This is a genomic window from Streptomyces sp. CA-142005, from assembly GCF_050942335.1.
Lineage (GTDB): Bacteria > Actinomycetota > Actinomycetes > Streptomycetales > Streptomycetaceae > Streptomyces.
Genome location: NZ_CP192078.1, coordinates 3,111,663 through 3,137,803, shown reverse-complemented (window position 1 = coordinate 3,137,803; position 26,141 = coordinate 3,111,663). Strand labels below are relative to the sequence as shown.

Below are 26,141 nucleotides of genomic sequence, written 5' to 3'. Positions count from 1 at the left end.
GAGACAGGGTGGACTAAAGTGACGCGAAGCGGGAGACGCGGCTCTCCCTGCTCGTAAAACCCCGGAGACCCCGGCTCACCCCGGACCGTCTCCCCACGTGCGCGGCGCGTACGTACGGCTCGGCCTCCTCCCGCTCCCGGTCCGGCTGACGCTTCCGGCGCCGGCAGGCCTCCCCCACACGAGCTGGCGGGGACCCGGCGGTGCGTGCGGCCCCGCCGGAAGATGAGAGGCCCCCTTGAGCCAGAGTCGACACGTCCCGGTGATGCTCCAGCGGTGCCTGGACCTGCTGGCGTCAGCCCTGGAGCGCCCGGGAGCGGTGGTCGTCGACTGCACCCTCGGCCTCGGCGGACACAGTGAGGCGCTGCTGACCCGCTTCCCCGAGGCACGGCTGATCGGTCTCGACCGGGACAAGGAGGCGCTGCGCCTGACGGGTGAGCGGCTGGCGCCCTACGGTGAGCGCGCCACCCTCGTGCACGCCGTCTACGACGAGCTGCCCGACGTACTCGAAAAGCTCCGCATCGAGCGCGTGCAGGGCGTCCTGTTCGACCTCGGGGTCTCCTCCATGCAGCTGGACGAGGCCGACCGCGGCTTCGCCTACGCCCAGGACGCGCCGCTGGACATGCGGATGGACCAGACGACCGGCATCAGTGCCGCGGAGGTCCTGAACACCTATCCGGCGGGCGAGCTCGTGCGGATCCTGCGCGCGTACGGCGAGGAGAAGCAGGCCAAGCGGATCGTGGGTGCGATCGTGCGTGAGCGCGAGAAGGAGCCGTTCACCAACAGCGCGCGGCTGGTCGAGCTGATCCGGGACGCCCTGCCGCAGGCCGCCAAGCGCACCGGCGGCAATCCCGCCAAGCGCACCTTCCAGGCGCTGCGCATCGAGGTCAACGGCGAACTGTCCGTCCTGGAGCGGGCGATCCCGGCGGCGGTGAAGGCCCTGGACGTCGGCGGCCGCATCGCCGTGCTCTCGTACCACTCGCTGGAGGACCGCCTGGTCAAGCAGGTCTTCGCGGCCGGCGCTGCCTCCACCGCGCCCCCCGGCCTGCCGGTCGTGCCCGAGCGCTACCAGCCGCGGCTCAAGCTGCTCACCCGGGGTGCCGAACTTCCCACCGAGGAAGAGGTCGCCGAGAACCGCCGGGCCGCGCCCGCCAGGCTGCGCGGCGCCGAACGCATCAGGGAGGACGCCGAGTGACCGAGATGGGTCGGTTGGATTCCCGAACTCACCGGGGGACTCACGGGGATCCCCGGCCCCACCAAGGGAGCCGGGGACGTTCCCGTACTCGCCAGGAGGGTCGCGAGGGCTCCCGGAGGCACTGGGTGACTCGCGGAGGTTGTGGGGCTCTCGAGGCGGTTCATGCGGATTCCCATCACCGGACGCACCGGGTGGCTCGCGGGAACTGCCGGGCTCTCCAGAACAGTCGCGCGGATTCCCATCACCGGACGTCCCGGAGAACCGGGGAGGAGTCCCGGACTCTCCGGGTGCGTCGCGCGGACCTTGGGACGCTCCGGGAGCATCGCGCGGATCTCAGGGCTCTCCGGGAGCATCGCGACGGTTCCCGTACCCGCCCAGAGTGCCTCGCGACGTCCCGCACCGATCGGCGGAGCTGTGAGGGTTCCTGCGCCGACCGGCGGAGTTGTGAGGGTCCCCGCGCCGACCGGCGGAGTTGTGAGGGCCCGCGCACCGACCGGGGGAGCCGTGGGTAGCACACCGCAGCTGAAGGGGCGGGCCGCGCGGCTGGCGCGGCTTTTTCCCGCCGGCCGGGCGCGGGCCGCCCGTACCCCGTTCGTCCTGCTCGTCGTCCTGCTCCTCGGCGGCGGCCTCATCGGGCTGCTGGTGCTCAACTCCGCGCTCAGCGAAGGCTCGTTCAAACTCGCCGACCTGCAGAAGCAGACGAAGAACCTCACCGACGAGGAACAGGCCCTCCAGCGGGACATCGACGCCTACTCCTCTCCCGACGCCCTCCAGCGCCGCGCCCGCGAACTCGGCATGGTCCCCGGCGGCGACCCGGCCTTCCTCGGCCCCGACGGCACGGTCAAGGGCGTCCCGAGCGCCGCCGTCCCCGAGTCCGCCGCCTTCACCGACCCGGTCGCCCCCGAGGCCCTGACCCCGCCGCCCGCGTCCCCTTCCACGACCCCGGCCGCACCCACGACCTCGGCCTCGGTCACGCCCTCCGCCACCGCACCGGCACAGGGCCGGCCCCTGTCGGCCCCCCTCGCCTCCGCCCCCGCGGGGGCCATTCCCCCGCGCCTCTCCACCCCCCAGCCCACCCCCACCCCGACCCCCGGCAGGTGACGGAAGTGTCCGACAGGGAACCGCCGCGCCGTCGTGTGCCCGGGCCGGCCAAGCCGCCGCGGCCGAGGAGTGCCGTACGGCGGCAGCCGGAGCCCGGTGCGCGTCCGGTGCGGCGGCCGAGCGGTGCTCGGCCGCCGTATCAGGGCCCGCTCCGGCTCGGCAGCCCGCGGCCCCGGCTGCGCCTGGTCGGCCTCACGCTGACCCTGGTCCTCATCGCCTTCGTGCTACGGCTGCTCCAGGTGCAGGCCGTCGACGCCAGCGCGTACGCCGCGCGGGCCGAGCAGAACCGGTATGTCGTGCACACGCTGGCCGCCGAGCGCGGCGGGATCACCGACCGCAACGGCGTGGCCCTCGCCATCAGCGAGGACGCGTACGACATCACGGCCGATCCGACGATGTTCGACAGGAAGCAGCTGAAGGTCGGCGACGGCCCGGAGCAGGCCGCCGCGTTGCTCTCGCCGATCCTCGGGCAGAGCCAGGGCGAGCTCGTGAAGAAGCTGCGGCCGAAGAACCGGAACTCCCGCTACGCCCGGCTCGCCACCCGGCAGACCCCGCAGGTCTGGAAGCAGATCAAGGACCTGAAGAGCGCGCTCGCCAAGAAGGCGGAGACGGACAAGAACACCGTCAACGTGCTCGCCGGCGTCTTCGCCGACCCGAGCAGCCAGCGGGTGTACCCCAACGGCGACCTCGCCGCCGGGATACTGGGCTGGGTCAACGCCGACGGCCAGGGCGGCGGCGGCATCGAGCAGAAGCTGAACAAGCAGCTGTCCGGCAAGGACGGCAAGATCCGCTACGCCCAGTCCGGGGGGCGCGAGGTGCCCACCGCGGGATCGACGGAGACGCCCGCCGTGCCCGGTTCCGACGTCGAGCTGACCATCGACCGTGACATCCAGTGGGCCGCGCAGAACGCCATCACCGAGCAGGTGAAGAAGTCCAAGGCCGACCGCGGTTACGTCATCGTCCAGGACACCCGGACCGGGCAGATCCTGGCCATGGCCAACTCGCCCGGCTTCGACCCGAACGATCTGTCCAAGGCGGACCCCGCCGCCCTGGGCAACGCGGCCATCCAGGACGCCTACGAGCCCGGCTCCACCGCCAAGGTGATGTCCATGGCGGCCGTGCTGGAGGAGAACGCGGCCACCCCGCTCACCCACGTCGTCGTACCGAACCGGCTGCACCGCGGCGACCGGCTCTTCTCCGACGACGTCGACCACGGCACCTGGTACCTCACGCTGAACGGCGTCCTCGCCAAGTCCAGCAACATCGGCACCATCCTGGCCACCGGACAGCTCGGCAAGACCCAGCCCGAGGCCAACAAGGTCCTCTACTCCTACCTGCGCAGGTTCGGCATCGGCAGCTACACCGGACTCGGCTTCCCGGGCGAGACCCCGGGCATCCTCGCGCCGTACCAGAAGTGGTCCACCTCGCAGCAGTACACGATTCCTTTCGGCCAGGGCTTCTCCATCAACGCCGTCCAGGCCGCCTCCGTCTACTCGACCATCGCCAACGGCGGGGTCCGGGTCGAGCCGACCCTGGTGCGCGGCACCAAGGGTGCCGACGGCCGCTTCACTCCCGCGCCCAAGGCCAAGGAGACCCGCGTGGTCAGCGAGAAGACGGCCAGGGCGCTCGCCCGGATGCTGGAGTCCGTCGTGGACGACGAGCAGGGCACCGGCGTCAAGGCCCGCATCCCCGGGTACCGCGTCGCGGGCAAGACCGGCACGGCCAACCGTGTGGATCCGGCCACCGGCAAGTACCACGGGTACACCTCGTCGTTCGCCGGCTTCGCACCCGCGGACAACCCCCGCGTCACCGTCTACTGCGCCATCCAGAACGCCACCTCCGGAAACTACTTCGGCGGTCAGATCTGCGGTCCCATCTACAAGCAGGTGATGGAGTTCGCCCTCAAGACCCTCCAGGTCCCGCCGACCGGTGCGCGGCCCGCCAACCTGCCCGTCGACTACAAGCCCTGACGCACGCCCTGATCAGCAACCGAAACACCAGGAACGAGCCCGTGACGACGATCACCCCCGATGCCGGGAACCAAGGGGCCGACAACCCCTCACTTCGCTCCGGAGCGGGTACGCCCGGTACGCTCACCGCCGTGCCACACGCTGATCAGTCCCAAACCACCCAGAAGGGCCAACCCGTGACATATCCGGGACTGCCCAGGCCGACGCTGCTTCCCGCCACACCCCTCGCGGAGCTCGCCGGCCAGCTGGGTGTCACCGCGCCGGAGGGCGCCGCCGAGGTCAAGGGCATCACCCATGACTCGCGCGCCGTCCGCTCCGGCGACCTGTACGCCGCCCTCCCGGGCGCCCGGCTGCACGGCGCCGACTTCGTCACCCAGGCCGCGAGCCTGGGCGCCGTCGCCGTGCTGACCGACCCCGCGGGCGCCGAGCGCGCCGCGGCGACCGGACTGCCCGTCCTGGTCGTCGAGGACCCGCGCGCCCGGATGGGCGAGCTGGCGGCGACGATCTACCGCCACCCGGGCCGCGACCTGCTCCAGATCGGCATCACCGGCACCTCCGGCAAGACCACCACCGCCTATCTCGTCAAAGGCGGCCTGGACGCGTCCCGCCCCGCCGGCCTCATCGGCACGGTGGAGATCCGCATCGGCGACGAGCGCATCAAGTCGGAGCGCACCACCCCCGAAGCCACCGACCTCCAGGCCCTGTTCGCCGTCATGCGCGAAGGGGGCGTCGAGGCGGTCGCCATGGAGGTCTCCAGCCACGCCCTGGTCCTCGGCCGGGTCGACGGCTGTGTCTTCGACATCGCCGTGTTCACCAACCTCAGCCCGGAGCACATGGAGTTCCACTCCGACATGGAGGACTACTTCCGGGCCAAGGCGCAGCTGTTCACACCGGGACGCAGCAGACTCGGCGTGATCAACGCCGACGACGCCTACGGCCGCCGGCTGGCCGAGGAGGCCACGGTCCCCGTCGTCACCTTCTCCGCCGAGGGCCACCCCGACGTCGACTGGCGCGCCGAGGACGTCCAGGTCGGCCCCATGAACTCGACGTTCACCGTCCTCGGCCCGAACGGCGAGCGGATCCACGCCAAGTCGCCGATCCCCGGCCCCTTCAACGTGGCGAACACCCTCGCCGCCATCGTCGCCCTCGCCGCCGCCGGTCTCGACCCGCAGACCGCGGCCGACGGCGTCGCCGCCGTCCCGGGCGTCCCCGGCCGGCTGGAGCGGGTGGACGCCGGGCAGCCCTACCTCGCGGTCGTCGACTACGCCCACAAGACCGACGCCGTCGAGTCCGTGCTCAAGGCGCTGCGCAAGGTCACCAAGGGCCGGCTGCACATCGTGCTCGGCTGCGGCGGCGACCGCGACCAGACCAAGCGCGCCCCGATGGGCGCCGCCGCGGCCCGGCTCGCCGACACCGCCGTACTGACCTCCGACAACCCCCGCTCCGAGGACCCCCTCGCGATCCTCGCGACCATGCTCCAGGGCGCCGCCTCCGTGCCCGCGCACGAGCGTGGCGAGGTGCTCCTGTTCGAGGACCGGGCCGCCGCGATCGCCGCCGCCGTGGGCCGCGCCCAGGCCGGCGACACCGTGCTGGTCGCGGGCAAGGGCCATGAGCAGGGACAGGACATCGCCGGCGTCGTCCGTCCCTTCGACGACCGCCAGGTGCTCCGCGAAGCCATCCAGAAGACCCAGGGATGAAAATCCAGAAGACCCAGGGGATGAACTTGTGATCGCCCTCTCCCTCGCCGAGATCGCAGCAGTCGTCGGCGGGCAGACGCACGACATACCGGATCCGTCCGTCGAGGTCACGGGACCGGTCGTCCGGGACTCCCGCGAGGTGCTGCCCGGCAGCCTGTTCGCCGCGTTCGTCGGTGAACGCGTGGACGGCCACGACTACGCACCGCAGGTGATCGAGGCGGGCGCGGTCGCCGTACTGGCGTCGCGCCCGGTCGGTGTGCCCGCGATCGTCGTCGACGACGTCCAGACCGCGCTCGGCGCCCTCGCCCGGCACGTCGTACGCCGGCTCGGCGCGACCCTCGTCGCCCTGACCGGCTCGGCGGGCAAGACCAGCACCAAGGACCTGATCGCGCAGGTGCTCCGGCGCAAGGCGCCGACGGTGTTCACGCCCGGCTCGCTGAACAACGAGATCGGGCTGCCGCTGACCGCCCTGTCCGCCACCGAGGAGACGAAGTTCCTCGTGCTGGAGATGGGCGCCCGCGGCATCGGGCACATCCGCTACCTCACCGGCCTCACGCCCCCGAGGATCGGTCTGGTCCTCAACGTCGGCACCGCCCACATCGGCGAGTTCGGCGGCCGCGAGCAGATCGCCCAGGCCAAGGGCGAACTCGTCGAAGGCCTGCCCGAGGACGGCGCCGCGATCCTCAACGCCGACGACCCGCTGGTGCGCGCCATGGCCGCCCGTACCAAGGCGAAGGTGGTCCTTTTCGGAGAGTCGGCCGAAGCGGACGTACGCGCCGAGAACGTGCGACTCACGGACAGCGGACAGCCCTCCTTCAGGCTTCTCACACCCTCCGGTGCATGCGATGTGACCATGCGCCTGTACGGTGAGCATCACGTGTCGAACGCGCTCGCCGCGGCCGCCGTCGCCCATGAGCTGGGCATGTCCGCGGAAGAGATCGCCACCGCGCTCTCCGAGGCGGGCTCCCTCTCCCGCTGGCGCATGGAGGTCACCGAGCGCCCGGACGGCGTGACCATCGTCAACGACGCCTACAACGCCAACCCCGAGTCCATGCGGGCCGCCCTTCGGGCGCTCGCGGCCATGGGCAAGGGGCGCCGCACGTGGGCGGTGCTCGGCAAGATGGCCGAGCTGGGGGACGAGGCGCTCGCCGAGCACGACGCCGTCGGACGGCTCGCCGTCCGGCTCAACGTCAGCAAGCTCGTCGCCGTCGGGGGGATTGAGGCCTCCTGGCTGCAACTGGGCGCATATAACGAGGGTTCGTGGGGTGAGGAGTCGGTGCACGTGTCCGACGCACAGGCGGCGATCGACCTGTTGCGCAGCGAGTTGCGCCCGGGGGACGTCGTGCTCGTGAAGGCGTCCCGTTCGGTGGGTCTGGAGAGCGTTGCCCAGGCGCTCGTCGAGACCGGTGCCGAGGGCGAGGTTGCCGCCCGATGATGAAGCAGATCCTGTTCTCAGGGGTCATTGGCCTGTTCCTGACGCTGATCGGCACCCCGCTGCTGATCAAGCTTCTGGCCCGCAAGGGCTACGGCCAGTACATCCGTGACGACGGTCCGCGTGAGCACGCCAGCAAGCGCGGTACGCCGACCATGGGCGGTATCGCCTTCATCCTGGCGACGATCGCGGCGTACTTCCTGAGCAAGCTCATCACCGGTTACCCGCCCACCTACTCCGGGGTGCTGGTCCTCGGCCTGATGTTCGGCATGGGCCTGGTCGGCTTCCTCGACGACTACATCAAGATCGTCAAGCGGCGTTCGCTGGGTCTGCGGGCCAAGGCGAAGATGGCCGGCCAGCTGATCGTCGGCATCGCCTTCGCGGTGCTGTCCCTGATGTTCGCCGACGCGCGCGGCAACACCCCGGCCTCCACCAAGCTGTCCTTCATCACCGACTTCGGCTGGACGATCGGCCCGGTGCTGTTCGTCGTCTGGGCGCTGTTCATGATCCTCGCGATGTCGAACGGCGTGAACCTCACCGACGGTCTGGACGGCCTGGCCACCGGCGCCTCCGTGCTCGTCTTCGGCGCCTACACGTTCATCGGCGTCTGGCAGTTCCAGGAGTCCTGCGCCAACGCGACGACCCTGACCAACCCGGGTGCCTGCTACGAGGTGCGCGACCCGCTCGACCTCGCCGTCGTCGCCTCCGCGCTGATGGGCGCCTGCCTGGGCTTCCTGTGGTGGAACACCTCGCCGGCGAAGATCTTCATGGGCGACACCGGTTCGCTCGCCCTCGGCGGTGTGCTCACGGGCCTGGCCATCCTCTCCCGCACGGAGCTGCTGGTGGCCATCATGGGCGGCCTGTTCGTCCTCATCACCATGTCGGTCGTCATCCAGGTCGGCTCCTTCCGGCTCACCGGCAAGCGCGTCTTCCGGATGGCGCCACTCCAGCACCACTTCGAACTCAAGGGCTGGTCCGAAGTCCTGGTGGTGGTCCGATTCTGGATCATCCAGGGCATCTGTGTGATCGTCGGACTCGGCCTCTTCTATGCAGGATGGGCAGCGGACAAGTGACCTCCACCTCGGAGCTCTTCGACTTCCAGGGCAAGCACGTCACCGTCGCCGGGCTCGGTGTCTCCGGCGTCCCGGCGGCCAAGGTGCTGCACGCGCGCGGGGCGATCGTCACGGTCGTCAACGACGGCGACGACGCACGCGCGCGTGAGCAGGCCGCCGGACTTCAGGCGCTCGGCATCACTGTGCGCCTCGGCGACGGGGCGACCCTGCCGGAGGGCACCGAGCTGATCGTCACCGCCCCCGGCTGGAAGCCCGACAAGCCGCTCTTCGCGGCGGCGGCCGAAAAGGGCGTGCCGGTCTGGGGCGACGTGGAGCTGGCCTGGCGCCTGCGCGGTCCCGGTGCGGCGCCCTGGCTGGCCGTCACGGGCACCAACGGCAAGACCACGACCGTGCAGATGCTCGCGTCCATCCTGCGGGCCGCGGGCCTGCGCACGGCCGCCGTCGGCAACATCGGCGTCTCCCTGCTGGACGTCGTGCTCGGGGACGAGGAGTACGACGTCCTCGCCGTGGAGCTGTCCAGCTACCAGCTGCACTGGGCGCCCTCGCTGCGCGCCCACTCGGCCGTCGTCCTCAACCTCGCCCCGGACCACCTCGACTGGCACGGCTCCATGGAGGCGTACGCCAAGGACAAGGGCCGTATCTACGAAGGAAATCGGGTCGCCTGCGTCTACAACGTGGCCGACAAGCTCACCGAGGAGCTGGTGCGCGAGGCCGAGGTCGAGGAGGGCTGCCGGGCCGTCGGCTTCACCCTCGGCACCCCCGCGCCCTCCCAACTCGGCGTCGTGGACGGCATCCTGGTCGACCGCGCCTTCGTGGCGAACCGGCAGAAGAACGCCCAGGAGCTGGCCGAGGTCTCCGACATCAACCCGCCGGCCCCGCACAACATCGCCAACGCCCTTGCCGCGGCGGCCCTCGCGCGTGCCTTCGGCGTGCCCGCACAGGCCGTACGGGACGGACTGAGGGCCTTCCGCCCGGACGCGCACCGCATCGCGCACGTCGCCGACCTCGACGGGGTCGCGTACATCGACGACTCCAAGGCGACCAACACCCATGCCACGGAAGCCTCGTTGGCGGCATATGAGTCGATCGTATGGATTGCGGGCGGCCTGGCGAAGGGAGCGACCTTCGACGAACTGGTCGCCAAGTCGGCCAAGCGGCTTCGCGGTGCCGTCCTGATCGGCGCCGACCGCGAGCTGATCCGTGAGGCCCTGGCGCGACACGCCCCGGAAGTACCCGTGGTCGAGCTCGACCGGACCGACACTGGGGCGATGCTCCAGGCGGTGACGGAGGCCAGGCGGCTCGCTCGGCCCGGCGACACGGTACTGCTGGCCCCGGCCTGCGCCTCCATGGACATGTTCACCAACTACAACGAGCGCGGTGACGCGTTCGCGGCGGCGGTCCGCGAACTCGGCGCGGGCGCCTGACGGCGGGTCTCGGCCACCTGGGGCGCTTCGGGACCCTTGGAGGGACGCGTGAGGCGGATGTGGCTCGGGTTTGGTCGGCGGGTGCGAGGAGCTGGTGATGTCCGGTAGCCGTACAGGCCGTCCACCGGTGCAGCGCGCCGCCGGAAGGCCCGCGGCGCTCCGTACGCCGCGCGAGAACGCCGTACAGCGGTTCTACATCCGCGCGCGCAAGGCCTGGGACCGCCCGCTGACCGCCTATTACCTGATCTTCGGCGGCACCCTGCTGATCATGGTGCTGGGTCTGGTGATGGTCTACTCGGCCTCCCAGATCACCGCGCTGCAGCTCTCGCTGCCCGGGTCCTACTTCTTCCGCAAGCAGTTCCTCGCCGCGGTCATCGGTGGCGTACTGCTGCTCGTGGCCTCCCGCATGCCGGTGAAGCTGCACCGGGCGCTGGCGTACCCGATCCTCGCCGCCGCCGTCTTCCTGATGGTCCTGGTGCAGATCCCCGGGATAGGGATGGCGGTCAACGGCAACCAGAACTGGATCTCCCTCGGCGGCTCCTTCCAGATCCAGCCCAGCGAGTTCGGCAAGCTGGCCCTGGTGCTGTGGGGCGCGGACCTGATCGCCCGCAAGCATGAGAAGAGGCTGCTGACCCAGTGGAAGCACATGCTGGTGCCGCTGGTGCCGGTCACCTTCCTGCTGCTCGGGCTGATCATGCTCGGCGGCGACATGGGTACGACGATCATCCTGACGGCGATCCTGTTCGGGCTGCTGTGGCTCGCGGGAGCGCCGACCCGGCTGTTCTCCGGGGTGCTGAGCGTCGCCGGGGTGCTCGCCGCGCTCGCCATCTGGTCCAGCCCGCACCGGCTGAACCGGCTCAGCTGCATCGCCGCCACCGACCCCGGCCCGAACGACATGTGCTGGCAGGGCGCGCACGGCATCTACGCCCTCGCCTCCGGCGGACTCTTCGGTTCCGGTCTCGGTGCGAGTGTGGAAAAATGGGGCCAACTCCCGGAGGCCCACACCGACTTCATCTTCGCCGTCACCGGTGAGGAACTGGGCCTGGCGGGGACGCTGTCGGTGCTCGCCCTGTTCGCGGCTCTAGGCTATGCGGGTATCCGCGTGGCCGGACGCACGGAGGACCCCTTCGTGAGGTACGCCGCGGGAGGCGTGACCACCTGGATCACCGCCCAGGCGGTGATCAACATCGGTGCGGTGCTCGGTCTGCTGCCGATCGCCGGCGTCCCTCTCCCGCTGTTCTCCTACGGAGGGTCCGCCCTGCTGCCGACCATGTTCGCCATCGGGCTGCTGATCGCCTTCGCGCGCGACGAGCCCGCTGCGCGGGCGGCGCTTGCGATGCGGCAACCTCGCTTTGGTAGAAAGCGGGCGGGAGGCTCCGGTGCCGAGCGGGGGCCTCGGAGATGGAACACGATGCGACGGCGTGCCTCAGCGGCGCGTTCGTCCGGAGAGCGGTGAATTTCGGTGCATGTCGTACTCGCCGGTGGGGGGACCGCCGGCCACATCGAGCCCGCGCTCGCCCTCGCGGACGCCCTGCGCAGGCAGGACCCGACCGTGGGGATCACGGCCCTGGGCACGGAGCGCGGCCTGGAGACCCGGCTCGTCCCGGAGCGCGGCTACGAGCTGGCGCTGATCCCGGCGGTGCCGCTGCCCCGTAAGCCGACCCCCGAGCTGATCACCGTCCCGGGCCGGCTGCGCGGCACCATCAAGGCCGCCGAGCAGATCCTGGAGCGCACCAAGGCGGACGTCGTGGTCGGTTTCGGCGGCTATGTCGCCCTGCCCGGCTATCTGGCCGCCAAGCGCCTCGGCGTGCCCATCGTGATCCACGAGGCAAACGCCCGCCCGGGCCTGGCCAACAAGATCGGCTCGCGGTACGCGGCCCGGGTCGCCGTCTCCACGCCCGACAGCAAGCTGCGCGACGCCCGCTACATCGGCATCCCGCTGCGCCGTTCCATCGCCACCCTGGACCGCGCGGCCGCCCGTCCCGAGGCCCGCCACCGCTTCGGCCTGGACCCGAACCTGCCCACGCTGCTCGTCTCCGGCGGCTCCCAGGGCGCCCGCCGCCTCAACGAGGTCGTCCAGCAGGTCGCGCCGTGGCTCCAGCAGGCCGGCATCCAGATCCTGCACGCGGTCGGACCGAAGAACGAACTGCCGCAGGTGCACCAGATGCCGGGAATGCCCCCCTACATCCCGGTAAGTTACCTGGACCGGATGGACCTCGCGTACGCCGCGGCCGACATGATGCTCTGCCGCGCGGGCGCGATGACCGTCGCCGAACTCTCCGCCGTCGGACTCCCGGCCGCCTACGTCCCGCTGCCCATCGGCAACGGGGAACAGCGGCTCAACGCCCAGCCGGTGGTGAAGGCGGGCGGCGGGCTCCTCGTCGACGACGCGGAACTCACGCCCGAGTGGGTGCAGCAGAACGTCCTGCCCGTGCTCGCCGACCCGCACCGGCTGTACGAGATGTCCCGCGCGGCAAGCGAGTTCGGCCGCCGGGACGCCGACGACCTGCTCGTCGGCATGGTGTACGAGGCGATCGCCTCGCGCCACCACTAGCATCGGCGAGTGAGCCGAAGGGGCGCGGCACTGAGCACGAGAGGGCTCTCGGCACCGCCACGCGGCGGTGGCCGCACATGAGCACCGCGGCGCCCCGAAGGTGAACCGAGCCAAGAAAGGGAGCGTGCGTGGCCGGACCCTCCACCGCCGAGCGCGGTGAACGCCGGCAGGAGTCGTCCGGCCCGCCGCTCGTCCGCAGGCTCGCAAGAGCGCGCCTTCGTACGATCGTCATTCTGGCCGCGCTCGCCGTGCTCCTCGGGGTCGGTGGCACCTGGGTGCTGTATGGCTCGAGCTGGCTGCGCGTCCGGCACGTCTCGGTGTCCGGCACGCGCGTACTGACCCCCGCCGAGGTACGGGACGCGGCGGCCGTACCGGTCGGGGCGCCGATGATTTCCGTCGACGGCAATGGCATCGAAGCCCGACTTCGGCGGAAATTGCCCAGAATTGACACCGTTGATGTGGTCCGTTCCTGGCCCCACGGAATCGGGCTGAAAGTGACCGAGCGCACTCCGGTTCTACTTGTCCGAAAAAACGGGGATTTCGTCGAAGTCGATGACGAAGGTGTCCGATTCGCTACGGTTTCTGGGGCGCCGAAAGGCGTTCCGATGCTGGAATTGTCCGCTTCCCGCACGGGTTCCGGCGCCGCGAGCTTCCGCCGCTTCGGAACCGACCGTCTGGTGCGTGAGGCGGTGCGGGTCGCCGGGGATCTGCCGGCCGCCGTCGCGAAGGACACCCGGACCGTCCAAGTCCGTTCCTACGACGACATCTCGCTGGAGTTGGCCGGCGGCCGCACGGTGGAGTGGGGCAGCGGAGAGAACGGCCGCGCCAAGGCACGGACCCTCACGGCTCTCATGAAAGCAGCTGCCGGTGCGCGGCACTTCGATGTCAGCGTTCCCACCGCCCCTGCCTCGTCGGGCAGTTGACGCGCATCGACGCAGGCCAGCACCCTGGTTGGGCACTGCTATGGCTGATCACATAGGGTGAAAAGAAAAACGGGAGGTTCGGCGTGTTCGTTGAACGGGCGCCACTTGTCGACTTAGTGTCCTGTTCAGAAGACTCCAGGGAACAGACACACTGGTAACCCTAAACTTCAGGGTTAGGGTTCGGGTCGGCGCTACGGACCGTCCCATTCGGCATCCGTCGTCCCGGCGCGGGGCACCGCCCGGCGGCGACAACGTAATTCGAGGCGAGAGGCCTTCGACGTGGCAGCACCGCAGAACTACCTCGCAGTCATCAAGGTCATCGGTGTCGGCGGCGGTGGTGTCAATGCCATCAACCGGATGATCGAGGTCGGTCTCAAGGGCGTCGAGTTCATCGCCATCAACACCGACGCTCAGGCGCTGTTGATGAGCGACGCCGACGTCAAGCTCGACGTGGGCCGCGAACTCACCCGCGGACTCGGCGCCGGAGCCAACCCGGCCGTCGGCCGCAAGGCCGCCGAGGACCACCGCGAGGAGATCGAGGAGGTCCTCAAGGGGGCCGACATGGTCTTCGTGACGGCCGGTGAAGGCGGCGGCACCGGCACCGGCGGCGCGCCCGTCGTGGCCAACATCGCGCGCTCGCTGGGCGCCCTCACCATCGGCGTGGTCACGCGCCCGTTCACCTTCGAGGGACGGCGCCGCGCGAACCAGGCCGAGGACGGCATCGCGGAGCTGCGCGAAGAGGTCGACACCCTCATCGTCATCCCCAACGACCGGCTGCTGTCCATCTCGGACCGCCAGGTCTCGGTCCTGGACGCCTTCAAGTCCGCCGACCAGGTCCTGCTCTCCGGTGTCCAGGGCATCACCGACCTCATCACCACCCCCGGCCTCATCAACCTCGACTTCGCCGACGTGAAGTCGGTCATGTCCGAGGCCGGTTCGGCCCTCATGGGCATCGGCTCGGCCCGCGGCGACGACCGCGCGGTGGCCGCGGCCGAGATGGCGATCTCCTCGCCGCTGCTGGAGGCGTCCATCGACGGCGCCCGCGGCGTGCTGCTCTCCATCTCCGGCGGCTCCGACCTCGGCCTGTTCGAGATCAACGAGGCGGCCCAGCTGGTCAGCGAGGCCGCCCACCCCGAGGCCAACATCATCTTCGGCGCGGTCATCGACGACGCCCTCGGCGACGAGGTCCGGGTCACCGTGATCGCGGCCGGCTTCGACGGGGGCCAGCCTCCGGCCCGCCGGGACAACGTCCTCGGCTCGGCCTCGGCTTCGGCGGGCTCCCGCCGCGAGGAGCCCTCGGCGGCCCGGACGAGCGAGCCCAGCCGTCCGTCCTTCGGCTCGCTGGGCAGCGTCAAGCCCAAGGAGGAGCCGGAGCCGGCGCCCGAGCCGGTGGCGGACATCCCGGCCCCGCCGGTCCCCCCGGCACCGCGGACCTCCTACGCGGACAGCGCGGCCGAGGAGCTGGACGTCCCGGACTTCCTGAAGTGATAGGACGGCGCGAGAGCCTGAGCGGCGCGCATTTCGCCTTCACCGACCGGTGGGGCGGGGTGAGCGCCGCTCCGTATGAGGAGCTCAATCTCGGCGGCGCGGTGGGCGACGACCCCGAGGCCGTACGGGCCAACCGGGACATCGCGGCCAAGTCGCTCGGCATCGACCCGGACCGGGTCGTCTGGATGAACCAGGTGCACGGCGCCGACGTGGCCGTGGTGGACGAGCCCTGGGGAGAGCGGGCGGTGCCGGAGGTCGACGCGATCGTCACCGCCCGCCGCGGGCTCGCCCTCGCCGTGCTCACCGCCGACTGCGTGCCGGTGCTGCTGGCCGATCCCGTCGCCGGGGTCGTCGCGGCGGCGCACGCGGGCCGGCCCGGCATGGTCAAGGGGGTCGTCCCGGCCGCCGTACGGGCCATGGCCGAACTCGGCGCCGAGCCGGGCCGGATCGTCGCCCGCACCGGGCCGGCCGTGTGCGGGCGGTGCTACGAGGTGCCGGAGGCGATGCGCGCCGAGGTGGCGGCCGTCGAGCCGGCGGCGCACGCTGAAACGAGCTGGGGTACGCCGGCGGTCGACGTGAGCGCCGGGGTGCACGCGCAGCTCGACCGACTCGGGGTGTGCGACCGGGCGCAGTCGCCGGAGTGCACGCTGGAGTCGGGCGACCACTTCTCGTACCGCCGTGACCGCACCACCGGGCGGCTCGCGGGCTATGTCTGGCTGGACTGATGGGGCATGACGGACCGTAAGACCCAACTCGCCGCGAATCTGGCGAAAGTGGAGGAGCGCATCACCGCCGCGTGTGTGGCGGCCGGGCGCAAGCGGGAGGAGGTGACCCTGATCGTGGTCACCAAGACCTACCCGGCGAGCGATGTGCGGATCCTGTCGGAACTCGGTGTGCGGCATGTCGCCGAGAACCGTGACCAGGACGCGGCGCCGAAGGCCGCCGCGTGTACGGATCTGCCGCTTAAATGGCATTTCGTCGGTCAGTTGCAGACCAACAAGGTGCGTTCCGTGGTCGGTTATGCCGATGTCGTGCAGTCCGTGGATCGTTCCAAGCTCGTCACAGCTCTGTCGAAGGAGGCCGTGCGAGCGGGGCGCGAGGTGGGGTGTCTCATCCAGGTCGCGCTCGACGCGGGGGAGAGCGCCCGGGGCGAGCGCGGAGGCGTCGCCCCGTACGGAATCGAAGAGTTGGCCGACCTCATCGCCGAGGCGCCGGGGCTGCGGCTCGACGGGCTGATGACCGTGGCTCCGCTCACCGGCGAGTACGCGGGACGCGAACAGGCGGCGTTTGAACGCCTCATGGATTTGTCGACCGACCTGCGCCGAGCCCATCCGGCTGCAACCATGGTGTCGGCAGGGATGAGTGCGGACCTCGAACAGGCCGTGGCCGCCGGAGCGACACATGTGCGCGTTGGCACTGCGGTACTCGGAGTCCGCCCCAGGCTCGGGTAACGTCGCCAAGAAGTCGGACCACAGCAGAAAATATGGTCAGTGCCTGCGAAGGCGGGCGCAACGACCTCGTGGATCGCGGGCACTTGGCAGTCGTCAGCCGATCCACCACAGAGCGGAGGACTCAGAGCATGGCCGGCGCGATGCGCAAGATGGCGGTCTACCTCGGCCTCGTGGAGGACGATGGGTACGACGGCCGCGGATTCGACCCCGACGACGACTTCGAACCCGAGTTGGACCCGGAACCCGAACGGGATCATCGACGGCATGAATCGTCACACCAATCGCACAGTGCACATCAGTCCCAAAGGGACGAAGAGGTGCGAATCGTGCAACCGCCCGCGCCGCGCGAGCCGGTGGTCCGATCGACTTCGCTCGCCGCGGAATCCGGACGTCCGGCGCGGATTGCGCCCGTGGCGTCCATCACACAAGAACGTCAGTCCCTCGAGAAGAACGCGCCGGTGATCATGCCCAAGGTTGTGTCCGAGCGAGAGCCTTACCGGATCACCACGCTTCACCCGCGGACGTACAACGAGGCCCGTACCATCGGGGAACACTTCCGTGAGGGCACCCCGGTGATCATGAATCTGACTGAGATGGATGACACAGACGCGAAGCGACTTGTCGACTTTGCGGCCGGTTTGGTGTTTGGTCTTCACGGCAGCATCGAGCGGGTGACGCAGAAGGTGTTCCTGTTGTCGCCTGCTAACGTCGATGTCACGGCGGAGGACAAGGCCCGCATCGCAGAGGGCGGGTTCTTCAACCAGAGCTGAGACGCAACAACCGGATCGAGGCTCGGAAGAGCATGGAACAGGGGAGAGGGAAGCGCAGGCCATGAGCGTGTTCGTCACGGTGGTCCACACCGCGCTGCTGGTGTTCCTCGCCGTGCTCATCTTCCGGCTGGTCATGGATTACGTGTTCCAGTTCGCCCGCTCGTGGCAACCCGGCAAGGCGATGGTGGTCGTACTGGAGGCCACCTACACTGTCACCGATCCACCGCTGAAGCTTCTGCGGCGGTTCATCCCGCCGCTGCGTCTCGGGGGCGTGGCGCTAGACCTGTCCTTCTTCGTACTGATGATCATCGTCTACATCCTCCTCTCCATCACGGGGAGCTTCATGTGATGAGGGTGGACGATACGGTCTTGCCGACTGCCGATGACTACGTTGAGGTGAAGAGATGCCGTTGACCCCCGAGGACGTGCGGAACAAGCAGTTCACGACCGTCCGCCTCCGAGAAGGCTATGACGAGGACGAGGTCGATGCCTTCCTCGACGAGGTCGAAGCCGAACTGACCCGTCTGCTCCGCGAGAACGAGGACCTGCGCGCCAAGCTGGCCGCGGCCACCCGTGCGGCCGCGCAGAACCAGCAGAACATGCGCAAGGGCCCGCCGGACCAGGACCAGCACCCGCAGCAGCACCCGCAGCAGCACCCGCAGCAGCAGGGCATGCGAGGTCCCGGCGCGCCGGTGCCCGCCGGCATATCGGGCCCGCCGCAGCAGCAGATGGGCGGCCCCATGGGTGGCCCGCCCCAGCTGCCGAGCGGCGCCCCGCAGCTGCCCGCCGGTCCCGGCGGTCAGGGCGGCCCGCAGGGTCCCGGCCCGATGGGCCAGGGTCCGATGGGTCAGGGCCCGATGGGCGGCCAGCCGCCCATGCAGCAGCAGATGGGTGGCCCGATGGGCGGCCCCATGGGCGGTCCGATGGGCGGCCCCGGTCAGGGCCCCGGTGGCGACAGCGCCGCCCGTGTCCTCTCGCTGGCCCAGCAGACCGCCGACCAGGCGATCGCCGAGGCCCGCTCCGAGGCCAACAAGATCGTCGGCGAGGCCCGCAGCCGCGCCGAAGGTCTGGAGCGTGACGCCCGCGCCAAGGCCGACGCCCTGGAGCGGGACGCGCAGGAGAAGCACCGCGTCGCGATGGGCTCCCTGGAGTCCGCCCGCGCCACGCTGGAGCGCAAGGTCGAGGACCTGCGCGGCTTCGAGCGCGAGTACCGCACGCGTCTGAAGTCGTACCTCGAGTCCCAGCTGCGCCAGCTGGAGACCCAGGCCGACGACTCCCTGGCCCCGCCGCGCACCCCGGCCACCGCGTCGCTGCCGCCGTCCCCGGCGCCCTCCATGGCTCCGGCCGGCGCGAGCGCCCCGTCCTACGGCGGCAACCAGACGATGGGCGGCAACCCCGGTCCGTCCGCCCCGTCCTACGGCGGCCAGCAGCAGATGACCCCGGCCATGACCCAGCCCATGGCCCCGGTCCGCCCGCAGGGCCCGTCCCCGATGGGTCAGGCACCCTCGCCTATGCGCGGGTTCCTGATCGACGAGGACGACAACTGAGCATCGGGCACTAGTACGACAACGGCGTCGGCAGCGCTCAATAGGGCGGGCCCCTTGGACTTCGGTCCTGGGGGCCCGCCCTTTTTACGCGGGTTGACGGAGGTCTCAGCGGCGGGTTGCAGCGTGCGGGGCCATGGAAGACGGGGCCACGGAACGACAGACGCCTCGATGCGGGCCGCGCAACGGCAGGACGCCCTACGCCCCCACAGGGGCCGCTGATGCAATGGGCGGGCCTCGATGCCCGGCGCCGCACGGGCGAGGGCGGTGGCCTCCACCCGAGCCCATGAGGAAGGGCCCGGCCTCCGCGCGGGAGACCGGGCCCTTCTCGGACCGCTCGGCGCTTACGCCTTGCGCAGCCGGAACGTGAGGGACAGCCCCTCGTCGGTGAACGGCTCGCCGAAGCCGTCGTCGCCCTCACCCTGCTGGAAGTCCGTCGACAGAACCTCCTCGGCGATCAGCTCACTGTGCTCGGCCAGCGCGGCGACCACCGCGGGGTCGGTCGACACCCAGCGCAGGGCGATCCGGTCGGCCACATCCAGACCGCTGTTCTTGCGGGCCTCCTGGATCAGCCGGATCGCGTCACGGGCCAGGCCCGCCTGCCGCAGCTCCTCGGTGATCTCCAGGTCCAGGGCGACCGTGGCGCCGGAGTCGGAGGCCACCGACCAGCCCTCGCGCGGGGTCTCGGTGATGATCACCTCGTCGGGAGCGAGGGTCACCGTCTCACCGTCGACCTCCACCGAGGCCGTGCCCTCGCGCAGCGCGAGGGACAGCGCGGCGGCGTCGGCGGCGGCGATCGCCTTGGCCACGTCCTGCACCCGCTTGCCGAACCGCTTGCCGAGCGCACGGAAGTTGGCCTTGGCGGTGGTGTCCACCAGCGAGCCGCCGACCTCGGACAGCGAGGCCAGCGAGGAGACGTTCAGCTCCTCGGTGATCTGGGTGTGCAGCTCGGGGTCCAGGGACTCGAAGCCGCTCGCCGCGATCAGCGCGCGGGACAGCGGCTGACGCGTCTTGACGCCCGACTCCGCGCGCGTGGCCCGGCCCAGCTCGACCAGCCGGCGGACCAGGACCATCTGCTTCGACAGCTCCGGGTCGATCGCCGTCAGGTCCGCCTCCGGCCAGGAGGCCAGGTGCACGGACTCCGGCGCGCCCGGGGTCACCGGCACGACCAGGTCCTGCCACACCCGCTCGGTGATGAACGGCGTGATCGGCGCCATCAGCTTGGTGACCGTCTCCAGCACCTCGTGCAGCGTGCGCAGCGCGGCCTTGTCGCCCTGCCAGAAGCGGCGGCGCGAACGGCGGACGTACCAGTTGGACAGGTCGTCCACGAACGCGGACAGCAGCTTGCCGGCGCGCTGGGTGTCGTACGCCTCCAGTGCCTGGGTCACCTGGTCGGTGAGCGCGTGCAGCTCGGACAGCAGCCAGCGGTCCAGCAGCGGGCGCTCGGCCGGCGCCGGGTCGGCCGCGCCGGGCGCCCACTCGGAGGTGCGGGCGTACAGCGCCTGGAAGGCGACCGTGTTCCAGTACGTCAGCAGGGTCTTGCGGACGACCTCCTGGATGGTGCCGTGGCCGACGCGGCGGGCCGCCCACGGCGAGCCGCCGGCCGCCATGAACCAGCGCACCGCGTCCGCGCCGTGCTGGTCCATGAGCGGGATCGGCTGCAGGATGTTGCCCAGGTGCTTGGACATCTTGCGGCCGTCCTCGGCGAGGATGTGGCCCAGGCAGACGACGTTCTCGTACGACGACTTGTCGAAGACCAGCGTGCCGACGGCCATCAGCGTGTAGAACCAGCCGCGCGTCTGGTCGATCGCCTCGGAGATGAACTGCGCCGGGTAGCGGCTCTCGAACAGCTCCTTGTTCTTGTACGGGTAGCCCCACTGCGCGAACGGCATCGAGCCCGAGTCGTACCAGGCGTCGATGACCTCCGGCACGCGCGTGGCCGTCTTGCCGCAGCCGTCGTGACGGCAGGCGAAGGTGACCTCGTCGATGTACGGCCGGTGCGGGTCCAGGTTCGACTGGTCGGTGCCCGTCAGCTCGGTCAGCTCCGCGCGGGAGCCGGCGCAGGTGAGGTGGTCGTCCTCGCAGCGCCAGATCGGCAGCGGGGTGCCCCAGTAGCGGTTGCGGGACAGCGCCCAGTCGATGTTGTTGTTCAGCCAGTCGCCGTACCGGCCGTGCTTGACCGTGTCCGGGAACCAGTTGGTCTTCTCGTTCTCCTGGATCAGGCGGTCCTTGATCGCCGTCGTGCGGATGTACCAGGAGGGCTGCGCGTAGTAGAGCAGCGCGGTGTGGCAGCGCCAGCAGTGCGGGTAGCTGTGCTCGTACGCGACGTGCTTGAAGAGGAGGCCGCGCTGCTGGAGGTCCTCGGTGAGCTTCTCGTCCGCCTTCTTGAAGAAGATGCCGCCGACCAGCGGGACGTCCTCCTCGAAGGTGCCGTCCGGGCGGACCGGGTTCACGACCGGCAGGCCGTAGGAGCGGCAGACCTTGAGGTCGTCCTCACCGAAGGCGGGGGACTGGTGGACCAGACCCGTGCCGTCCTCGGTGGTCACGTAGTCGGCGTTCACCACGTAGTGGGCCGGCTCCGGGAACTCCACGAGCTCGAACGGACGTTGATACGTCCAGCGCTCCATCTCGGCGCCGGTGAAGGTCTGGCCCGTGCTCTCCCAGCCCTCGCCGAGCGCCTTGGCGAGCAGCGGCTCGGCGACGACGAGCTTCTCCTCGCCGTTGGTGGCGACGACGTAGGTGACCTCGGGGTGCGCGGCGACCGCCGTGTTGGACACCAGGGTCCAGGGGGTCGTCGTCCACACCAGGAGCGCGGCCTCGCCGGCGAGCGGACCGGAGGTGAGCGGGAAACGGACGTACACGGACGGGTCGACGACCGTCTCGTAGCCCTGCGCCAGCTCGTGGTCGGACAGGCCGGTGCCGCAGCGCGGGCACCAGGGGGCGACGCGGTGGTCCTGGACCAGCAGGCCCTTGGTGAAGATCTCCTTCAGCGACCACCAGACCGACTCCACGTACTCGGGGTCCATGGTTCGGTAGGCGTCGTCCAGGTCGACCCAGTAGCCCATGCGGGTCGTCAGCTCGGCGAAGGCGTCGGTGTGCCGAGTCACCGACTCACGGCACTTGGCGTTGAACTCGGCGATGCCGTACGCCTCGATGTCCTGCTTGCCGGAGAAGCCGAGCTCCTTCTCGACGGCCAGCTCCACCGGCAGGCCGTGGCAGTCCCAGCCGGCCTTGCGGGCCACGTGGTAGCCGCGCATGGTGCGGAAGCGCGGGAAGACGTCCTTGAAGACGCGCGCCTCGATGTGGTGGGCGCCGGGCATGCCGTTGGCGGTGGGCGGGCCTTCGTAGAACACCCATTCCGGGCGGCCCCCGGACTGCTCCAGGCTCTTGGCGAAGATCTTCTGCTCGCGCCAGAAGTCGAGCACGGTGTGCTCAAGAGCGGGCAGGTCGACCTGTGCGGGCACCTGGCGGTACGTCGGCGCTGTCATCTGCGAGCATCCTCCAACGGACTTGCTGCCTTCCGTCGGAGGGACGAGAGCCTTCGATCCTGCCTACGCCGTGTGCGGCGCGCTCCCGCGGTACCACCCTCCTTGGCCCTCCGTCGCGCCGTACGCGGCGGTGAGCCCCCTCATTGGGGTCGCGAAGCCGGTTCTACTCGCCCTGGCCAGATGGCTGCGGCTTTCTTCCGGCGGCTCCGGGGTGATCTTCACGTCGCGCTCGCCCCCGGGCTCACACCGTCCCCGGGTCGCTCTGGGCTGCGTACGCCGCTACTCGTCCCCATCCACGCTTTTCGCTCCGCCCAGTGTACGGCGCCGCGCGGACAGCGGCCGACCGGTTTCCGCGCGGCGCGGCCGGCGGTCGCCAGACGGTCCGGGATGACCCGAATGGCCAGGGGTGCGGGTGTTCGGTTCCGGGCAGCCGGGGCCCGGCGGATTACCCGGCGGGGAGCTGGGCACAACGGATGCAGGCCCGCTGCTCGGGGGAGTGCGGGCGGGCGAATCGGGCGGTGTGCCCCGTTGCCGCGGGACTCAAGTCGATTTATCGTCCCAGCACGATTCGCGAGCAACATCACAATATGTGAAGGGGTCGCGGCCATGGTGGCGAAAAGGACCGCCGTACAGCAGCCGGCGACCGGCAGGCACGGGGGCGCGGCCGCCTCCGGCGCTGCGGCTGTCTCCGGCGGCGAGACCAAGGGAGTGGACGGCACGAAGAGGCCGACCGCGGGGAGGGACGTGCAGCCGGCCGCGAGGAAGACGGCGATGAGGGCGACGGCCGTGAAGGAGCCGGCCGCCGGGAGGACGGCCGCGCGCAAGACCGCCGCGAAGGCGCCGGCCGCCGCGGAGAAGGCTCGCGGGAAGCCCGTGGACAAGGCGATGACGGCCGAGGAGGAGACCGCCGTCAAGAAGACGGCCACCAGGAAGACGGCCGCTCAGAAAAGGGCCACCGGGAGGACGGCCGCTCAGAAGACGGCGGCCAAGAAGCCCACGGCCGAGAAACCCACGGTCAAGGAGCCGGCCGCCAAGAAGGCGGCTGGTTCTGCCGGGAAGGCGGCCGGTAAGGAGACCGGCGCCGGGGAGGGGCCGGCCAGGAAGGCCGTTGCCAAGAAGACCGCCGCCAAGAAGGCGTCGGCCGGGAAGACCGGCGGAAAGAAGCCGGCGTCGAAGGGAGCGGTGGCGGAGACGGCCGTCAAGAAGGCGGCCGGGAAGGCCGGCGGCAGCAAGGCGGGGGCGGACGGCGCCTCCACGCAGGCGGCCGACACGAGCAGGGCCAAGAAGGCGGGCGCGGCGCGGGCCGCGAAGCAGACGGGAGCCACGACAGTGGTTGCGAAGAAGACTCCTGGCACGGCCACGACGGACACCGCTGTTCCGAAGGCGCGGCTCGCCGCGGCGGAGCCCGGCGAGCTGGCGGTCCGCCCCGGCGAGGACCCCTGGACCCCGGAAGAGGTCGCCGAGGCCCGTGCCGAACTGCTGTCGGAGGTGGAGCGGCTGCGCGCCGAGATCAGCTCCTCCGAGGTGTCCCTCGCGGGCCTGATGCGGGACTCCGGGGACGGTGCGGGGGACGACCAGGCCGACACCGGCACCAAGAACATCACGCGCGAGCACGAGCTGGCGCTCGCCGCCAACGCGCGCGAGATGCTGATCCAGAACGAGCACGCCCTGGAGCGGCTGGACGCGGGTACGTACGGCCTGTGCGAGAACTGCGGCAACCCCATCGGCAAGGCCCGGATGCAGGCCTTCCCCAGGGCCACGCTGTGCGTCGAGTGCAAGCAGAAGCAGGAACGCCGCTCCTGAGTGTGCGGGGTGGTGCCGTAGTCTCGTCCTCAGTCAGGCACCTAGGTTGAGGGACTCACGTGGCAGAGGCGGAGCGCATCATCGGTACGCCGGACACCCCGGACGACGGCGGCGAGCACACGGCTGCGGCCGGAGCGCCCGCCGGCTCCGGCGCGTCCACCCCGGCCGCCGCGTCCGGCGCGGGCGAGCAGCAGGCCCCGGCCGAGGCCCGGGGGCGCCGTGGGCGCCGGATCGCCCTGCTGTTCGCGGTGGCCGCGTTCGCGTACGCCCTCGACCTGATCAGCAAGCTGCTCGTGGTCGCCAAGCTGGAGGGCCACGAGCCGATCAGGCTCGTCGGGGACTGGCTGGAGCTGAACGCCACCCGCAACCCGGGTGCGGCCTTCGGCTTCGGCGCGGCCTTCACGATCATCTTCACGCTGATCGCCGCGGCCGTGATCGTGGTGATCATGCGCCTGGCCCGCAAGCTCTACAGCTACCCCTGGGCCATCGCGCTCGGCCTGCTGCTCGGCGGCGCCCTCGGCAACCTCACCGACCGGATCTTCCGCTCGCCCGGCGTCTTCGAGGGCAAGGTGGTGGACTTCATCGCGCCCAAGGGCTTCGCGGTGTTCAATCTGGCCGACTCGGCCATCGTGTGCGGCGGCATCCTGATCGTCCTGCTGTCCTTCCGGGGCCTGGACCCGGACGGCACGGTCCACAAGGACTGAGGCACTGAGGCCAGGGCCGTCCACGGGCGGTTTTCCACAGGCTCGTGCGGGCCGGTTCCACCCGTCCGGCATACTCGACGGGTGAGCACGATTCCCGAGATCCGCACCCTGCCCGTGCCCGACGGCCTGGAGGGCGAGCGCGTCGACGCCGCCATCTCCCGCATGTTCGGCTTCTCCCGCACCAAGGCGGCGGAGCTGGCCGCGACCGGCAAGGTCCAGGTCGACGGCACGGTGGTCGGCAAGTCCGAGCGGGTGCGCGGCGGTGCCTGGCTCGAGGTCGAGATGCCGCAGGCGCCCGCGCCGGTGCAGGTGGTCGCCGAGCCGGTCGAGGGCATGGAGATCGTGCACGACGACGAGGACGTGGTCGTGATCGTCAAGCCGGTCGGCGTGGCCGCGCATCCGTCGCCGGGCTGGAGCGGCCCCACCGTGATCGGCGGTCTCGCCGCCGCCGGGTACCGGATCTCCACCTCCGGCGCCGCCGAGCGCCAGGGCATCGTGCACCGCCTGGACGTCGGCACCTCGGGCCTGATGGTGGTCGCCAAGTCGGAGCGGGCGTACACGTCGCTCAAGCGCCAGTTCAAGGAGCGCACCGTCGACAAGCGGTACCACACCCTGGTCCAGGGCCACCCGGACCCGACGAGCGGCACGATCGACGCGCCCATCGGCCGCCACCCGAACCACGACTACAAGTGGGCGGTCACGGCCGACGGCAAGCCCTCGGTGACGCACTACGACCTCATCGAGGCGTTCCGCGCCGCCTCCCTGCTGGACGTGAAGCTGGAGACCGGCCGCACCCACCAGATCCGCGTCCACATGTCCGCCCACCGCCACCCCTGCGTCGGCGACCTCACCTACGGCGCCGACCCCACCCTCGCCAAGCGGCTGCGCCTGACCCGCCAGTGGCTGCACGCCGTGCGCCTCGGCTTCGAGCACCCCGGGGACGGCCAGTGGGCGGAGTTCGAGAGCGCCTACCCCGAGGACCTGCAGAAGGCTCTCGACCAGGTCCGTGAGGAGACGTACGCGTGAGCGCGCCGTACACCGTCCGGGTCGCCGAGGGCCCCGCCGACCGCGAGGCCTGTTTCGCGGTCCGCAAGGAGGTCTTCGTCCGCGAGCAGGGCGTCGACGAGGACATCGAGTACGACGCCTACGACGCGATCGCCGTGCACGTCCTGGCGGTCCGCGAGGACGGTGTGCCGCTCGGCACCGGACGGCTGCTGCACGGCGAGGCCGCTGCGGCGAAGACCGGTGCGGACACCTCGGTGGGCTCCCTGGGGCGGCTCGCCGTCGCCCGCGAGGCCCGTGGGCTGGGTGTCGGCGTGGCTCTGGTGCGGGCCATCGAGGAGGCGGCACGCGTGCGCGGCCTCACCGCGGTGGACCTGCACGCACAGACCCACGCGCTGGGCTTCTACGAGCGGCTCGGCTACGCGGCGTACGGCCCGGAGTTCCCGGACGCCGGCATCCCGCACCGGGCGATGCGCCGGGCCCTGTAGGCCTGTGCGGCGGGCGCTGCAGGTCCTGCGCCGCGCT

The 26,141-nt window shown here is 70.8% G+C and carries 21 protein-coding genes; 20 read left to right on the top strand and 1 reads right to left on the bottom strand.

All coding sequences use genetic code 11. The annotated features are described in order from the left end of the window. Positions 1-235 precede the first annotated feature (235 nt). The 16 genes from rsmH to ACQPXS_RS14845 all read left to right on the top strand — a co-directional run bounded on the left by rsmH (position 236) and on the right by ACQPXS_RS14845 (position 18,622). Positions 236-1,192 carry a 16S rRNA (cytosine(1402)-N(4))-methyltransferase RsmH gene (gene rsmH / locus ACQPXS_RS14920; RefSeq protein WP_433449690.1) on the top strand — a complete coding sequence of 319 codons (957 nt, stop codon included), beginning with the start codon at positions 236-238 and terminating at the stop codon, positions 1,190-1,192. Between the two features lie 504 nt (positions 1,193-1,696). After that, a complete protein-coding gene (locus tag ACQPXS_RS14915; protein WP_433449689.1) occupies positions 1,697-2,293 on the top strand; it encodes a septum formation initiator family protein in 597 nt (198 codons plus the stop codon). A 5-nt stretch (positions 2,294-2,298) separates the two neighbouring features. After that, a complete protein-coding gene (locus ACQPXS_RS14910) occupies positions 2,299-4,263 on the top strand; it encodes a peptidoglycan D,D-transpeptidase FtsI family protein (RefSeq protein WP_433449688.1) in 1,965 nt (654 codons plus the stop codon). Positions 4,264-4,304: 41 nt separating this feature from the next. Continuing rightward, positions 4,305-5,960, top strand: coding sequence for a UDP-N-acetylmuramoyl-L-alanyl-D-glutamate--2,6-diaminopimelate ligase (locus ACQPXS_RS14905; RefSeq protein WP_433449686.1), 1,656 nt, complete (start codon positions 4,305-4,307; stop codon positions 5,958-5,960). A 28-nt stretch (positions 5,961-5,988) separates the two neighbouring features. After that, the gene (locus tag ACQPXS_RS14900) at positions 5,989-7,395 is read left to right on the top strand and encodes a UDP-N-acetylmuramoyl-tripeptide--D-alanyl-D-alanine ligase (RefSeq protein ID WP_365326574.1); all 1,407 of its coding nucleotides are present in this window, start codon (positions 5,989-5,991) and stop codon (positions 7,393-7,395) included. Beyond that, positions 7,395-8,465, top strand: a complete 1,071-nt coding sequence (mraY, locus tag ACQPXS_RS14895; RefSeq protein ID WP_351801111.1) for a phospho-N-acetylmuramoyl-pentapeptide-transferase — start codon at positions 7,395-7,397, stop codon at positions 8,463-8,465. Before ACQPXS_RS14900 ends, mraY begins: the two co-directional genes overlap by 1 nt. Beyond that, on the top strand, positions 8,447-9,889 hold the full coding sequence (gene murD / locus ACQPXS_RS14890) for a UDP-N-acetylmuramoyl-L-alanine--D-glutamate ligase (protein ID WP_433449684.1): 1,443 nt from the start codon (positions 8,447-8,449) through the stop codon (positions 9,887-9,889). Before mraY ends, murD begins: the two co-directional genes overlap by 19 nt. Positions 9,890-9,986: 97 nt before the next feature. Further along, complete coding sequence (ftsW, locus tag ACQPXS_RS14885) at positions 9,987-11,345, top strand: putative lipid II flippase FtsW (RefSeq protein ID WP_433449682.1); 1,359 nt, start codon at positions 9,987-9,989, stop codon at positions 11,343-11,345. 6 nt (positions 11,346-11,351) lie between these two features. After that, positions 11,352-12,443, top strand: a complete 1,092-nt coding sequence (murG, locus tag ACQPXS_RS14880; protein WP_351800410.1) for an undecaprenyldiphospho-muramoylpentapeptide beta-N-acetylglucosaminyltransferase — start codon at positions 11,352-11,354, stop codon at positions 12,441-12,443. Positions 12,444-12,571: 128 nt separating this feature from the next. Then, entirely contained in the window at positions 12,572-13,366 is a 795-nt protein-coding gene (locus ACQPXS_RS14875) for a cell division protein FtsQ/DivIB (protein ID WP_433449680.1), read from the top strand. Between the two features lie 279 nt (positions 13,367-13,645). Continuing rightward, a complete protein-coding gene (gene ftsZ / locus ACQPXS_RS14870; RefSeq protein WP_433449679.1) occupies positions 13,646-14,854 on the top strand; it encodes a cell division protein FtsZ in 1,209 nt (402 codons plus the stop codon). Positions 14,855-14,871: 17 nt separating this feature from the next. Next, entirely contained in the window at positions 14,872-15,579 is a 708-nt protein-coding gene (pgeF, locus tag ACQPXS_RS14865; protein ID WP_433455816.1) for a peptidoglycan editing factor PgeF, read from the top strand. A gap of 6 nt (positions 15,580-15,585) precedes the next feature. Further along, the gene (locus tag ACQPXS_RS14860) at positions 15,586-16,305 is read left to right on the top strand and encodes a YggS family pyridoxal phosphate-dependent enzyme (protein WP_351800421.1); all 720 of its coding nucleotides are present in this window, start codon (positions 15,586-15,588) and stop codon (positions 16,303-16,305) included. 128 nt (positions 16,306-16,433) lie between these two features. Then, positions 16,434-17,075, top strand: a complete 642-nt coding sequence (locus ACQPXS_RS14855) for a cell division protein SepF (protein ID WP_351800424.1) — start codon at positions 16,434-16,436, stop codon at positions 17,073-17,075. A gap of 61 nt (positions 17,076-17,136) precedes the next feature. Further along, a complete protein-coding gene (locus ACQPXS_RS14850) occupies positions 17,137-17,424 on the top strand; it encodes a YggT family protein (protein WP_055707297.1) in 288 nt (95 codons plus the stop codon). A 55-nt stretch (positions 17,425-17,479) separates the two neighbouring features. After that, a complete protein-coding gene (locus tag ACQPXS_RS14845) occupies positions 17,480-18,622 on the top strand; it encodes a DivIVA domain-containing protein (RefSeq protein ID WP_351800428.1) in 1,143 nt (380 codons plus the stop codon). Between the two features lie 341 nt (positions 18,623-18,963). On the opposite strand, the gene ileS is transcribed toward ACQPXS_RS14845, so the two are convergent. Further along, positions 18,964-22,107 carry an isoleucine--tRNA ligase gene (gene ileS / locus ACQPXS_RS14840; RefSeq protein ID WP_433449676.1) on the bottom strand — a complete coding sequence of 1,048 codons (3,144 nt, stop codon included), beginning with the start codon at positions 22,105-22,107 and terminating at the stop codon, positions 18,964-18,966. Between the two features lie 606 nt (positions 22,108-22,713). Here ileS and ACQPXS_RS14835 point away from each other — a divergent pair. From ACQPXS_RS14835 to ACQPXS_RS14820, 4 genes are all read left to right on the top strand, one after another. Further along, positions 22,714-23,910: a TraR/DksA C4-type zinc finger protein gene (locus ACQPXS_RS14835; protein ID WP_433449674.1), complete on the top strand. Its 1,197-nt coding sequence runs from the start codon at positions 22,714-22,716 to the stop codon at positions 23,908-23,910. 59 nt (positions 23,911-23,969) lie between these two features. After that, positions 23,970-24,614: a signal peptidase II gene (gene lspA, locus ACQPXS_RS14830; RefSeq protein ID WP_351800437.1), complete on the top strand. Its 645-nt coding sequence runs from the start codon at positions 23,970-23,972 to the stop codon at positions 24,612-24,614. A gap of 81 nt (positions 24,615-24,695) precedes the next feature. Beyond that, entirely contained in the window at positions 24,696-25,640 is a 945-nt protein-coding gene (locus ACQPXS_RS14825; RefSeq protein ID WP_433449673.1) for an RluA family pseudouridine synthase, read from the top strand. Continuing rightward, positions 25,637-26,104, top strand: coding sequence for a GNAT family N-acetyltransferase (locus ACQPXS_RS14820; protein WP_433449670.1), 468 nt, complete (start codon positions 25,637-25,639; stop codon positions 26,102-26,104). Before ACQPXS_RS14825 ends, ACQPXS_RS14820 begins: the two co-directional genes overlap by 4 nt. Positions 26,105-26,141: the final 37 nt, after the last annotated feature.

What these genes read in the sequence shown, in the direction of transcription:
- mraY (WP_351801111.1), top strand. Translation starts at nt 7,395, where the DNA reads ATGAAGCAGATCCTGTTCTCAGGGGTCATTGGCCTGTTCCTGACGCTG.
- murD (WP_433449684.1), top strand. Translation starts at nt 8,447, where the DNA reads ATGGGCAGCGGACAAGTGACCTCCACCTCGGAGCTCTTCGACTTCCAG.
- ftsW (WP_433449682.1), top strand. Translation starts at nt 9,987, where the DNA reads ATGTCCGGTAGCCGTACAGGCCGTCCACCGGTGCAGCGCGCCGCCGGA.
- ACQPXS_RS14860 (WP_351800421.1), top strand. Translation starts at nt 15,586, where the DNA reads ATGACGGACCGTAAGACCCAACTCGCCGCGAATCTGGCGAAAGTGGAG.
- ACQPXS_RS14855 (WP_351800424.1), top strand. Translation starts at nt 16,434, where the DNA reads ATGGCCGGCGCGATGCGCAAGATGGCGGTCTACCTCGGCCTCGTGGAG.
- ACQPXS_RS14850 (WP_055707297.1), top strand. Translation starts at nt 17,137, where the DNA reads ATGAGCGTGTTCGTCACGGTGGTCCACACCGCGCTGCTGGTGTTCCTC.
- ACQPXS_RS14845 (WP_351800428.1), top strand. Translation starts at nt 17,480, where the DNA reads ATGCCGTTGACCCCCGAGGACGTGCGGAACAAGCAGTTCACGACCGTC.
- ileS (WP_433449676.1), bottom strand. Translation starts at nt 22,107, where the DNA reads ATGACAGCGCCGACGTACCGCCAGGTGCCCGCACAGGTCGACCTGCCC.
- ACQPXS_RS14835 (WP_433449674.1), top strand. Translation starts at nt 22,714, where the DNA reads ATGGTGGCGAAAAGGACCGCCGTACAGCAGCCGGCGACCGGCAGGCAC.